General features: G+C 68.6%; 11 protein-coding genes. 7 read left to right on the top strand and 4 right to left on the bottom strand.

Going from position 1 to position 12,917, the window contains the following annotated elements:
- Positions 1 to 258: 258 nt before the first annotated feature.
- Positions 259 to 1,128, bottom strand: coding sequence for a phenylalanine 4-monooxygenase (phhA, locus tag ASE78_RS15930; RefSeq protein WP_056498444.1), 870 nt, complete (start codon positions 1,126 to 1,128; stop codon positions 259 to 261).
- 21 nt (positions 1,129 to 1,149) lie between these two features.
- Between phhA and ASE78_RS15925 the strand changes: the two genes are divergently transcribed.
- Both ASE78_RS15925 and ASE78_RS15920 read left to right on the top strand, forming a co-directional pair.
- Entirely contained in the window at positions 1,150 to 1,806 is a 657-nt protein-coding gene (locus ASE78_RS15925) for a TIGR02117 family protein (RefSeq protein ID WP_056498442.1), read from the top strand.
- 169 nt (positions 1,807 to 1,975) lie between these two features.
- Positions 1,976 to 2,725, top strand: a complete 750-nt coding sequence (locus ASE78_RS15920) for an alpha/beta hydrolase family protein (protein ID WP_235515111.1) — start codon at positions 1,976 to 1,978, stop codon at positions 2,723 to 2,725.
- 478 nt (positions 2,726 to 3,203) lie between these two features.
- Here the strand turns inward: ASE78_RS15920 and ASE78_RS15915 are convergent, their stop codons facing one another.
- Positions 3,204 to 3,446, bottom strand: coding sequence for a hypothetical protein (locus ASE78_RS15915; RefSeq protein WP_056498440.1), 243 nt, complete (start codon positions 3,444 to 3,446; stop codon positions 3,204 to 3,206).
- A 14-nt stretch (positions 3,447 to 3,460) separates the two neighbouring features.
- Positions 3,461 to 4,486 carry a glycerophosphodiester phosphodiesterase gene (locus tag ASE78_RS15910; protein WP_235515110.1) on the bottom strand — a complete coding sequence of 342 codons (1,026 nt, stop codon included), beginning with the start codon at positions 4,484 to 4,486 and terminating at the stop codon, positions 3,461 to 3,463.
- Positions 4,487 to 4,560: 74 nt separating this feature from the next.
- Between ASE78_RS15910 and ASE78_RS15905 the strand changes: the two genes are divergently transcribed.
- The 5 genes from ASE78_RS15905 (at position 4,561) to zapE (ending at position 10,354) form a co-directional block, all read left to right on the top strand.
- Entirely contained in the window at positions 4,561 to 5,082 is a 522-nt protein-coding gene (locus ASE78_RS15905) for a 2Fe-2S iron-sulfur cluster-binding protein (protein WP_082467271.1), read from the top strand.
- Entirely contained in the window at positions 5,079 to 6,056 is a 978-nt protein-coding gene (locus tag ASE78_RS15900; RefSeq protein WP_056498438.1) for an FAD binding domain-containing protein, read from the top strand. The genes ASE78_RS15905 and ASE78_RS15900 overlap by 4 nt, the downstream gene beginning before the upstream one ends.
- Complete coding sequence (locus tag ASE78_RS15895) at positions 6,053 to 8,272, top strand: xanthine dehydrogenase family protein molybdopterin-binding subunit (RefSeq protein WP_056498437.1); 2,220 nt, start codon at positions 6,053 to 6,055, stop codon at positions 8,270 to 8,272. Before ASE78_RS15900 ends, ASE78_RS15895 begins: the two co-directional genes overlap by 4 nt.
- Positions 8,273 to 8,394: 122 nt before the next feature.
- On the top strand, positions 8,395 to 9,174 hold the full coding sequence (locus ASE78_RS15890; RefSeq protein WP_055757485.1) for a succinate dehydrogenase iron-sulfur subunit: 780 nt from the start codon (positions 8,395 to 8,397) through the stop codon (positions 9,172 to 9,174).
- 73 nt (positions 9,175 to 9,247) lie between these two features.
- Positions 9,248 to 10,354 carry a cell division protein ZapE gene (gene zapE, locus ASE78_RS15885; protein WP_056498435.1) on the top strand — a complete coding sequence of 369 codons (1,107 nt, stop codon included), beginning with the start codon at positions 9,248 to 9,250 and terminating at the stop codon, positions 10,352 to 10,354.
- Between the two features lie 110 nt (positions 10,355 to 10,464).
- Here zapE and hrpB read toward each other — a convergent pair whose 3' ends face one another.
- Positions 10,465 to 12,897 carry an ATP-dependent helicase HrpB gene (gene hrpB / locus ASE78_RS15880; RefSeq protein WP_056498434.1) on the bottom strand — a complete coding sequence of 811 codons (2,433 nt, stop codon included), beginning with the start codon at positions 12,895 to 12,897 and terminating at the stop codon, positions 10,465 to 10,467.
- Positions 12,898 to 12,917 lie beyond the last annotated feature (20 nt).

The following is a 12,917-nucleotide window of genomic DNA, read 5'->3' as shown; positions in this document are numbered from 1 at the left end:
CCCGGCCCGCGAGGGACGGTTCCGCCAGCCCCAAGCCAACCCACCCCCAGCCCCTCCCTTGTCAGGGAGGGGAGCGCTTAGGTAGTCGACCTGCTCCATTGTAACCGTCGCTCCCGCGCAGGCGGGAGCCCATACACGCCGACGTCGTGGCAAGAAGCGCAACCGCTGCGTCTATGGATTCCCGCCTTCGCGGGAAAGACGGAGGGGTGCATGGCACGCAACAACCGCCGCATACCCCTCCGCGCCTCCGCGCCAACCCTACCCCGCCTTCCCCAACGCATAGGCCTGCGTCCCCCGCGTCACCACCACATCCTCGGGCAACACCGCATCCACCGCCACCGCCGGCGCATGCCCGATCGCGGTGTAAACCGGCGCGAAATCGGTCTCGATCGTCAGCCGCAGCAGTTCCTCGAACGAGGGGATGACGAAATAGGTCTGCTGGAAATCGTCGATCCGATAGTCGGTGCGCATCACTCGCGCGAGATCGAGCATCACCCGGTTGGGGCTGGCATCCTCCAGCGAGAAGCGCGTTTCCGACGCACTCGACACGATCCCCGCACCATAGATGCGCAACTCGCCCTCTTCCTGCACCAGCCCGAATTCGACCGTGTACCAGTACAGCCGCGCCAGTTGCTTGAGCGACCCCAGCTCCAGCGCGCGCAGCCCCCCCCGGCCATAGGCGGCGAGGTAATCGGCGAACACCGGATCGGCCAGCATCGGCACATGACCGAACACGTCGTGAAAGACGTCGGGTTCCTGCAGATAGTCCAACTGATCGGGCCGGCGGATGAAATTGCCCGCGACGAAGCGGCGGTTGGCCATATGGGTGAAGAACACGTCGTCGGGCACCAGCCCCGGCACCGCCACCACCCGCCATCCGGTCAGCGCCTCCAGCCGATCGGACAGTTCCTCGAAATCGGGAATCCCCGATTCCGAAAGCTTCAGCGCATCCAGCCCGCGCAGGAACGCCGCCGAGGCACGGCCGGGCAGCAACGCCATCTGCCGCGCATACAGCGTGTCCCATGTCGCATGATCCTGCGCGCTATAGCCGTCCCACCCCTGCGGGATGGTCCAGTCGGCGTTGGCACCCTCGGGCGGGCGGTCGAGTACATGGGTTTCGCTTGCCATTCCCGCATTGTAGCATGCGCCATGACGATACGGAAACTGCTGCGCCGGAGTTCGGGTATGCTCGGCGGCCTGTTGCTCCTCCCCGGCATCTACCTGCTCGCCGGGCTGGCCGGCGGCGCGATTCCTGCCGGCGGCGCTACCCCGGCGCAGGGCATCCGCATCTATGTCGAGGACAATGGCATCCATACCGGCATCGTCGTCCCCGCGCGCATCGACGGCGTGGATTTCGACGATCTGGTACGGCCGGGCGACCTCACCGATTCGCGCCATGCCGGCCACGCCTGGCGCTCGTTCGGCTGGGGCGAGCGCGGTTTCTATCTCGGCACGCCGACGTGGGCCGATGTGAAGCCCGCCACCATCCTCGCCGCCGCGATCGGCAGCGACGCGGTGGTGATGCACGTCGACGCTCTGCCCGATCCCGCCGGACAGCGCGGTGTCTATCCGCTCACCCTGTCGCCCGACCAGTACCGCCGCCTCGCCGCGCACATCCGCGCCAGCTTCGCGACGGGCCATGCGCCGATCGCCGGCTATGGCCCATCCGACGCCTTCTATCCCGCGCGCGGCCGCTACAGCGCCGTCACGACCTGCAATAGCTGGACCGGCGCTGCGCTGCGCGCGGCGGGCGTGCCGATGGGGGCATGGACGCCGTTTCCGGTGACGGTTACGGCATGGCTGTGACGCTTTCTGGAAACCCGCGAAAGAGCAAGTTTGAGCGCGGTGCCGGCCCGCTCCCCCTCGGGTCCCGGCAAAGTAGTACTTTGCCGGGCTACCCTCTCCCCGCCACCCATCAGGATACTCAAGTGGGTGGCGGGGAGGGGAAGCGAGCCGGCACCGCAGGACGGACGACGTGATCCACGGGCCTCCCTCGCTCCGGCAGTTCCTCGCCGAAACGCCCCGCGCCGCATGGGCACTGGCGGGCACCCCGTTCCGGTGGCGCGCCGCGCTGGACGGTGCGCCGCGCGGCGACGGTGGTCCGGTGCTGCTCCTGCCCGGCCTGTTCAACAGCGACCGGTCGATGCTGCTGATGGCGCGGTTCCTGCGCAGCCTCGGCCATGCCCCGCACGGCTGGGGACTGGGCCGCAACTTCGGCCAGCGCAGCATCGGCACGGATGGCGCCGCCCTGTTCGCGCGGATCGACCATCTGGCGCAGGCGAGCGGCCGCCCGGTCGCGCTCGTCGGGGTCAGCATGGGCGGCATCATGGCCCGCCTCGCCGCGCATCGCGTGCCCGCGTCGGTCGCGCAGGTGGTGACGGTCGCCAGCCCCTATGCCGGCCCGGCGCGCGCCACCCGGGTGTGGCGGCTCTACGAATGGATCAGCGGCGAATCGGTCGACGATCCCGCGCTCCTCGCGCTCGCCGACGAGGTCCGCCGCCCGCTGCCCGTCCCCGCCACCGCGATCTGGAGCGCCAGCGATGGCCTCGTCAACGGCCTGTGCTGCCATGTCGCGGGCGAACCCGGCTGCCACGCGGTCCATGTGCCGAGCAGCCATTACGGCGTGCAGACCCGCCCCGCGATCCTGCGCGCGGTGGCGCAGGCGCTGGCGGCGAACTGTCCTACAGCGGCGACATCGGCCATGGTGGCGGGAACGGCGGGCTGAACCCCGCCGCGCTCCTTGGACATCGTCGATGGTCGTACCCGCGAATGGTTCGCAACAACTGTGCTGTTAGTGTAAACTTTGTAAACTTTGGGGGGAATTGCCGACCCGCAAAGACCTGCCCCGCCGCAACGCGCCCGACCCCACCCATTCGTCATTCCGGCGAAGGCCGGAATCCATATACGCTGACGATGCGGCTCCTGACCGGGAGCCGTTCCGAGTCCCACAAGCCCCGCCACGGGCAAAGCCCACGTCGTCGGACGGCGCTTTCCGCGCCGCCGGCCGGGCGCGCCTGATGCGGCGCGGTGCTGCTTCGCTGCACCTCGCCCGGCGCGCCATCGTCATTCCGGCGAAGGCCGGAATCCATACACGCCGACGATAGCGGCTCCTGCCCGGACAGCCGTTCCGACCGACCCAAGCCCCGCCACGGGCAAAGCCCGTGTCGTCGAACGGCGCTTTCCGCGCCGCCGGCCGGGCGCGCCTAGTACGGCTCAGACGTAGCTTCGCTACGCCTCGCCCGGCGCTTCCGCATTTCCCGCCCCTCGCGCGCTTCCTTCTTGCGCATTTTGCGGCCGTAGTTGCGGTCGGCCTCCGACTGGCTGGTCGTGGTCCAGTCGACCACCTGCGCCCCCGCGCGCACCGGCGCGGTCGCCACATTCCATACCGTGCTGACACAGCCCCCGGTCAGGGGGGCCAGCATCAACACCATCCACGCCGCTCGCATGCTCCGGGAAATCCTCAATAGGGTTTGTCGCGTACCTGCGCCCCGATTAGCGGAAAATCGGTGAAGAAACCATCGACGCCCGCCGCCACCGCGTCGGCGATCTCCTGCCCCACCCGGCCCTGCGCCGCCGGCCCGCCCGCGACCCGGTACGCCTCGGGCAGAAAGACGTTCTCCGCGCGATACGTCCACGGATGCACCCGCAGCCCCGCCCCATGCGCGTCATGGATCAGCGGCTTGCCCCCCGCGACCATCACCTTGTTCGGCCCGATCCCCCACGCATAGCCCGCGACCCCCCTGAGCCCCGCCGGCGTCGTCATCGCCGCATAGCTCGCCACCGCGCGGTCGGCCGGGCCGCCGCTGGCATCCATCAACTGGATCAGGCGAATGCCCGTCAGCTTCTTGAGCGCCTTGAGATTGTCCACCTCGAACGACTGGATGAACACCGGTGCCGCCGCCGAATCCCATCCCGCCGCCTTCAGCTCGGCAACCAGCCGTGCCTCCATCGGATGGCCGATCGACGCGAAATAGGTCGGATGCTTCGTCTCGGGATAGATGCCGATCGTCCGCCCGGTCGCCGCCGACGCCCGCTTGGCCAGCGCGATCACCTCGGCCAGCGTCGGCACGCCGTCCTGCCCGTCATAGGCGGTGTTGCCGGGGCGAAGCTGCGGCAGCCGCTCCTTCGCCCGCAACGTCCTGAGTTCGGCCAGCGTGAAATCCTCGGTGAACCAGCCAGTCATCGCCTGCCCGTCGATCGTCTTCGTCACCCGCCGGCCTGCGAACTCCGGGTGATCGGCGACGTCGGTCGTCTCCGAAATCTCGTTCTCGTGCCGCGCGACGAACACGTTATCCTTCGTCAGCACCAGATCGGGTTCGATGAAATCCGCCCCCTGCTCGATCGCGAGGGTATAGGCGGCGAGCGTATGCTCGGGCCGCGATCCGCTCGCCCCGCGGTGGGCGATGACGATCGGCGGCGACAGGGGACGTTCCTCGTTCACGGCAGTTCCTCCGGCCAGCGCCATCACCAGCATCAACCCCAACATCTGCGATCCTTTCGCAACAGGAAACCCTTTGCGTTCGGGACGTTGCCCGTTCCTACCCTCGGAGCACCGCCCCCATGCACTTCACCATCAACGGCCAGCCCCATCAGGCGGAGGTCGACATCCGCACCTCGCTGCTCGATCTGCTGCGCGAACATCTGTCGCTGACCGGCAGCAAGAAGGGATGCGACCATGGCCAATGCGGTGCCTGTACCGTGTTGGTGAACGGCCGCCGTATCAATAGCTGCCTGACCCTCGCCGTGATGCATCAGGATGACGACATCGTGACGATCGAAGGATTGGGCACCCCCGGCGACCTTCATCCCCTGCAGGACGCCTTCGTCCGCCACGACGGGTTCCAGTGCGGCTATTGCACGCCGGGGCAGATTTGTTCGGCGGTCGGCATGCTCGACGAAGTGGCGAAGGGCTGGCCAAGCCACGTCAGCGCCGACCTGTCCGATCCCGAGTTCACCGACGCGGAAATCCGCGAACGGATGAGCGGCAACCTGTGCCGCTGTTCGGCCTATCCCAATATCGTCGACGCGATCCGCGAAGTCGCCGACGCGAACCAGCCCGCCCATGCGGAGGCAGCGGAATGAAATCGTTCGACTATGCCAAGGCCGACAGCGCCGAAACCGCCGTTGCTGAGGCCGCCCATCCCGACACCCGCTTCATCGCCGGCGGCACCAACCTGCTCGACCTGATGAAATTGCAGGTCGAAACGCCAGCGCGGCTGGTCGACATCAGCCGCCTGCCGCTGTCCGACATCGAGGAAACCGACGACGGCGGCCTGCGGATCGGCGCGCTGGTCCCCAACTCCGATCTCGCCGCCGACCCAAAGGTCCGCGAGCGCTACGAAGTCTTGAGCCGTGCGCTCCTCGCCGGTGCCTCGGGCCAGCTCCGCAACAAGGCGTCGACCGGTGGCAACCTCCTCCAGCGCACCCGCTGCTATTATTTCTACGAGACGGCGTCGCGCTGCAACAAGCGCGTGCCGGGATCGGGCTGCGACGCTCAGGAAGGCTTCAACCGCATCCTCGCCGTCCTCGGCACGTCCGACCACTGCATCGCCACCCACCCCAGCGACATGGCCGTCGCGATGCGCGCACTGGATGCCACGATCATCACGCTGGGCGGCGATGGTGAGCGGCGGCGGGTCCCGATCGGCGATTTCTACCGCCTGCCCGGCGACCGCCCCGATATGGAGACGGTGCTGAAACCGGGCGAACTCATCACCCATGTCGAACTGCCCCCCGCCCCGGCGGGCCGCCAGATTTATCGCAAGGTCCGCGACCGCGCCTCCTATGCCTTCGCTTTGGTGTCGGTCGCCGGCATCGTCGCCATCGAGGACGGCACGATCACCTCGGCGCACCTCGCCTTCGGTGGTCTGGGGCCGATGCCGTGGCGCGATGCCGCGGTCGAATCGGCGCTGATCGGCAACGCGCCGTCGGATGCGCTGTTCGGGCAGGCCGCCGACATCCTGCTGCGCGACGCCCGGGGCTTCGGCAGCAACGACTTCAAGATTCCGCTGGCGCGCCGCACGCTGATCGCCACGCTCAGGGAGCTGACCGCATGACCACCAACGCGCTCCAGATGGACAAGCCCGTCGAACACAGCCTGCTCGACGACGGCGTGCAGGGCATCATCGGCAAGGGGCTGGTGCGGGTCGACGGTCCGCTCAAGGTCGCGGGACAGGCGACCTATGCCGCCGAATACGACATCCCGAACCTCGCCCACGGCTTCCTCGTCCGCGCGACCTTCGCGGCGGGCAAGATCACCGCGATCGATGCCGAGGGGGCCAAGGCGCTGCCCGGCGTGATCGACGTGGTGGTCGACCTGAAAAACTTCATCCGCAACCCGCAGCAGGGCGGCGAAACCGGCGCCCCGACGCAGGGCGTGGCCGACGTCGCCTATTTCGGCGAACCGGTCGCGATCGTCGTCGCCGAGAGTTTCGAGGTGGCACGCGACGCGGCGGCGCTGGTCGTCGTCCGCTTCGAGCCCGCAACGGGGGTCTATACCTTCGACGACCATCTCGACAGCGCGGCCAAGCCGCCGCCGGGATCGATGCCGCCCTATCACGAACAGGGCGATCTCGACCGTGCGATGGCCGGTGCGGCGTTCACCGTCGACGACGTCTGGCGCACCCCGTCGCAGAATTCGGCGGCGATGGAGCCCCACGCCTCGATCGCGGTGTGGGACGACGACGGGCTGACGCTCTACGGCGCGCTCCAGATGCCGTCGTCGGACAAACAGCAGCTCGCCAAGTCGCTCGGCGAGCGCCAGTCGAAGGTCCGCATCGTCGCGCGCTACATCGGCGGTGGCTTCGGCTCCAAACTCGGCATCTCGCCCGATACCGTCGCGACCGCGATCGCGGCGAAAGCGGTCGGTCGCCCGGTCAAGACGGTAATGACCCGCCAGCAGGTGTTCGAGGCGACGCTCCGCCGCTCGAACACGCAGCAGCGCCTGCGCCTCGCCGCCGATGCGAACGGCACGCTGACCGGCATCGGCCACGAAACCCTGTGTTCCAACCTGCCGGGCGAAGGCTATTTCGAACCCGCCGGACAGGCGACCTCGTTCCTCTACGGCGGCGAGAACCGGGTCATCACCCATGATCTGGTCGAACTGAACCAGACGCTGTCGGGATCGATGCGCGCACCGGGCGAGGCGGTCGGCCTCCTCGCGCTCGAAAACGCGATGGACGAACTGGCGGAACTCACCGGGCTCGATCCGGTCGAACTGCGCCGTCGCAACGATCCCGACCGCGATCCGCAAAAGGACATTCCCTATTCGTCGCGCGCGCTCACCCGCTGTCTCGACGAAGGAGCCAGGGCGTTCGGCTGGGAGACACGCAACCGGACGCCGGGCGGCAGGCGCGAGGGCGACTGGCTGATCGGTCAGGGCATGGCGTCGACCACCCGCGCCAACATGCTGCAACCCTCTGAAGCGGCGGTGTCGCTCGGGGCCGACGGGCGTGCGCTGGTCGAAACCGACATGACCGACATCGGCACCGGCACCTACACCATTCTCGCCCAGATCGCGGGCGAGATGCTGGGGTTGCCGGTCGAGCGGGTCGACGTGCATCTGGGCGATACGAAGTCGCCACCGGGCGCGGGGTCGGGCGGATCATGGGGCGCGGGCAGCGCCGGATCGTCGGTCTATCTGGCGTGCGAGAGCCTGCGCCAGCAACTGGCGAAGGTGATGGACGCCGATCCCGCCGACCTGACGCTCAAGGATGGCCATGCGACCGCCGGCAACCGCCGGGTGCCGCTTACCGACCTGATCGGCGACGGCCTGACCGCCACCGGGTCGATCAAGCCGGGCAAACAGGAAAAGCTGACCTCGCAGGCCAGCTATGGCGCGCATTTCTGCGAAGTGAAGGTCCATGCCGTGACCGGCGAGGTGCGCGTCACCCGCTGGCACGCGACCTTCGCCGCCGGGCGCATCCTCAACCAGCAGACCGCCCGGTCGCAGTGCATCGGCGGCATCGTGTTCGGCATCGGCACCGCGCTGACCGAGGATCTGGTCCATGACGACCGCGACGGGCGGATCGTCAACCACGATCTCGCCGAATATCATGTCCCGGTTCATGCCGACGTTCCGGCGATGGACATCGTGTTCCTCGACGAACGCGACATCCATGCCAACCCGCTCCATGCCAAGGGGATCGGCGAACTGGGCATCGGCGGAGCGGGCGCGGCGGTGACGAACGCGATCTACAACGCGACCGGCATACGGGTGCGCGACTATCCCGCGACGCTCGACAAGCTGCTCGAAGGATTGCCGGTAATGTGAAGGGTCCTCCCCGGTCACGGGGAGGATTTTTCCCTTGTTCGCATTTGCGGCAGCACTACCTGTCATGTATCTGACGCGCATATCGGGCGGAGCATCGCCCCCAAGCTGACCGAGCGAGCACCATGGCCGAATTCCGTTTGCCCAAGAACAGCCGCATCCAGAAGGGCACGACCCACACGTCGGCGACGAAGGGCCGGATCAAGAAGTTCAAGGTCTATCGCTACGACCCGGATTCGGGCCAGAATCCGCGCTACGACGATTTCGAGATCGATCTCGACGAATGCGGCCCGATGGTGCTCGACGCGCTCATCAAGATGAAGTCGGAGCAGGACCCCTCGCTCACCTTCCGTCGTTCGTGCCGCGAAGGTATCTGCGGCTCCTGCTCGATGAACATCGACGGGCGCAACGGCCTCGCCTGCACCACCGCGATCGAGGACATCAAGGGCGACATTCGCATCACGCCGTTGCCGCATATGGAAGTCATCAAGGACCTTGTCCCCGATTTTACCCATTTCTACGCGCAATATGCCTCGATCAAGCCGTGGCTCCAGACGGTTACGCCCGAACCCGCCGGCAAGGAAAGGCTCCAGTCGCCTGACGATCGCGCGAAGCTGGACGGCCTCTACGAGTGCATCCTGTGCGCCTGCTGCTCGACCTCGTGCCCCAGCTACTGGTGGAACAGCGACAAGTTCCTGGGTCCCGCAATTCTGTTGCAGGCCTATCGCTGGCTGGCCGACAGCCGCGACGAGATGACTGGCGAGCGGCTCGACGAGCTGGAAGATCCCTTCCGCCTCTATCGCTGCCACACCATCATGAACTGCGCCAACGTCTGTCCCAAGGGGCTGAACCCGGCCAAGGCCATCGCCGAAATCAAGAAGATGGAAGTCGAACGCGCCATCTGATCCGGCGCCCCATCGGGTTCGAGCCTGCCCGAAGCCCGTTTTCGACCGGCTCGAACCCTTGTTGGATTGATCGTTGCAGACCGTTCTTGCCCGTTACGACTCGCTGGTCGCCAGCGGCGAACTCCGCCCCGACCCCGAACAGCGCGCCGCCGCCGAACGACTGTCGCGGCTCGCCGGCCAGATCGATACCCCGCCCAAGCGCGGCCTGTTCGCCCGGCTGACCGGCAGCGGCGCGCCGGCCCCGCGCGGTGTGTATCTGTGGGGCGGGGTCGGGCGCGGCAAGTCGATGCTGATGGACCTGTTCTACGACTGCGTCGCCGAACCGGCCAAACGCCGCGTCCATTTCCACGCCTTCATGATCGAGGTCCACAGCCGCCTTGCCGTCGAACGCGCCAAGGAAGCGGGCAACCCGGTGCCCCCGGTCGCCGAGGCACTGGCCAAGGACCTGAAGCTCCTCGCCTTTGACGAGATGGTCATCAACAACACCGCCGACGCAATGGTGCTGTCGCGACTGTTCACCGAGATGATGACCCACGGCGTCACGGTGGTCGCGACCTCCAACCGTCCGCCGGCCGATCTCTACAAGGACGGGTTGCAGCGCGACAGTTTCCTGCCGTTCATCAAGCTGCTCGAGGCGAACCTTGACGTGCTGCCACTCAACGGTCCGGTCGATTACCGCCGCGACCGGCTGGGCGCGGTCGATACATGGCTGGTGCCGAACGGCCCGGCCGCGACCGAGGCGCTGTCCGCCGCCTTCTTCCGCCTGACCGACCATGCCGTCGAGGACCGCGATCATGTGCCGTCGTGCGACCTCGACGTCGGTGGCCGCACGCTGCACGTTCCCAAGGCGCTGAAAGGCGTCGCAGTGTTCAGCTTCAAGCGGCTGTGCGGCGAGGCACGCGGCGCGCCCGATTATCTGGCGGTCGCACGGACGTTCCACACCGTCATCCTCGTCGGCATCCCGGTTCTGGGACCGGACAACCGCAACGAGGCGGCACGGTTCGTGACGCTGATCGACGCGCTCTACGAATATAAGGTCAAGCTGCTGGCGGCGGCGGATGCCCAGCCGGGCGACCTCTACCCGCGCGGCGACGGCCGGTTCGAATTCGACCGCACGATCAGCCGGCTGGAGGAAATGCGCTCCGACGACTATCTCGCGCAGGGCCACGGCGCGGACTGAGCCTGTCCCCGTCATTCCGGCGCAGGCCGGAATCCATTGTGTCGGAAGTTCGCGCCTCGATCGATGCCGCCCGCATCCATGAATCCCGGCCTGCACCGGGGTGACGGGGTTCATCCCCGCCGCGCGTCCGCCTTCTTGGTGCGCAATGTCGCCGATGCCGCCGCCGGATCGTCGGGCCATGGATGGCGCGGATAGCGGCCGCGCATCTCCTTCGACACCTCGCGCCAGCTTCCCGCCCAGAACCCGGGCAGGTCGCGCGTCGTCTGGATCGGCCGTCCGGCGGGCGAGGTCAGGCTCAAGGTCAGCGGCACCCCGGCGACCATCGGATGGGTGGCCAGCCCGAACAGCGCCTGCACGCGCAGCTCGACCCGTGGCCCCCCTTCGGCGGCATAGTCGATCGCGTGGGTCGAACCGGCGGGACTCTCGAACCGGGCAGGCGCGAGGCGGCGCACCTGCTGCATCCAGTCCCAGCCCGCCTGCCCCTCCAGCGCATCGTGCAACGCCGCCGGATCGACCGCGTCGAGCCGGCGCTTGCCCGCCAGCAACGGCGGCAACCAGTCGTCGAGCGTGGCGAGCAATGCGCCATCGCCCAGCGGATCGTCGTCGCCCCGCATCGCCGCGACGAACGCCGATCGCCGCCGCAGCGCCTCCGCTCCCCCAGCCCAAGACAATAACGAAAGGTCGCGCCGTACCCCTTCGAGCAATGCATCGGCGATCTCCTCGCGCGAGGCGGCGGCGTCCGGCCCCGACGACAGCCGTACCGCCCCCAGCCGCCGTTCGCGCAGCGCGGTGATCGCCCCGGTCGCGGGATCGAAGGTCACGCTGCGCCGGGTCACGATCGCCTCGCCGAACAGCGCCTCGACACTCGCCGGCTCGATCGCCACCGCCGACAGGATGCGCGCGCCCGCCGCCTGCCCCTGCGTCTCCGCCACCGCCAGCCATTCGCTCGATCCGAAGCCGCCGCCCTCCAGCCGGAAACCGCGCCCGCCGACCGACGCCCAGCGCTCGCCCGCCGCGTCGCGCCGCTTGGCGATTCGGTCGGGAAAGGCCAGCGCGACGCTGCGCGCCAGCGCATCGGCTGGCGGATCGTCGCGCCCCGGCACCAGCCGCCGCCACCGGTCGGCCAGCCGCCGCGCGCCATCGGCGCGCTGCCCGCGCTCGGACTGCCAACGGCGGCGACGCGGGTCGAGATCGATGTCGTTGCCGCCCAGCCCACGTTCGCCAAGCAGTACCGCGACCTCGGCGGCGACGCCGGCGAACCCGCCCTTGCCGGCACGGATCAGCATGTGACCGAGCCGGGGATTGAGCGGCAACCCGGCGATAGCGAGGCCATGCGGCGTCGGCCGTCCATCACTATCGATCGCGCCGAGCGTGGTAAGCCGCGCGCGCGCCTCCTCGACCGCCGCCGCGCTGGGCGGGTCGAGCCAGCGCAGGCTCGTCGGATCGCTCACCCCCCATTTGCCGCATTCGAGCACCAGCGCCGACAGATCGGCCTCCAGTATCTCGGGCGGGTCGAAGCGCGGCAGCCCGGCGGTGGCGGCGGCTTCCCACAGGCGATAGGCGACCCCCGGCCCCTGCCGCGCCGCGCGCCCGGCACGCTGCGTCACCGCCGCCTGGCTCGCACGCTCGGTGGTGAGGCGAGTCATCCCCGCCGCCCGGTCGTAGCGCGGTCGCCGCGCCAGCCCCGAATCGACCACTACCCGGATCCCGTCGAGCGTCAGCGAGGTTTCGGCGATGCTGGTCGCCAGCACGATCTTGCGCCGCCCTTCCGGGTCGGGCGCGATCGCCGCACGCTGTTCGGCGGGCAGCAGCGTCCCGTGCAGCCGGTGCAGCACCGCACCATCGGGCACGACCAGCCGCTGTGCAGTGCGTTCGATCTCGGCGACCCCGGGCAGGAAGGCGAGGATGCCGCCGTCGTTTTCCCTGAGCGCAAGGCGGATCGTGGCCGCCACCGCATCCTCGATCCGGCTCTCGGCATTGCGGCCCAGATGCCGCAGCTCCAGCGGATAGCTGCGCCCCTCGCTCTCGATTACCGGCGCGTCGTCCATCAACGCGGCGAAACGATCACCGTCGAGCGTCGCCGACATGGCGAGGATGCGCAGGTCGGGCCTGAGCGCCCCTTGCGCATCGAGCGCGAGGGCGAGGCCGAAATCGCTGTCGAGGCTGCGTTCGTGCACCTCGTCGAACAGCACCGCCGACACGCCGGCCAGTTCGGGATCGGCCTGAATCCGCGCGACGAAGATGCCCTCGGTCATCACCGTCACCCGCGTCGCCGCCGACCGCTTGCTGTCCATCCGCGTGGCATAGCCGAAGGTCCGGCCCACACCCTCGCCGGCGGTCGCCGCCATACGTTCAGCGGCGGAGCGCGCGGCGATCCGGCGCGGCGACAGCAGCAGGATTTCGCCCTCGACCCACGGCTCGGCAAGCAGCGCGGGCGCGACCGCCGTCGTCTTTCCCGCGCCGGGCGGTGCGACGAGGACGGCAGAAGAGCGGGCACGCAAGACGGTCAGCAGATCGGGGAGGACGGCATGGATCGGAAGCATCGCAGCGACCTCTAGGGCGG

This window comes from Sphingomonas sp. Leaf25, from assembly GCF_001421635.1.
GTDB lineage: Bacteria > Pseudomonadota > Alphaproteobacteria > Sphingomonadales > Sphingomonadaceae > Sphingomonas.
The sequence above is the reverse complement of the archived record's forward strand: the minus strand, read 5'-3'. Positions and strand labels throughout refer to the sequence as shown.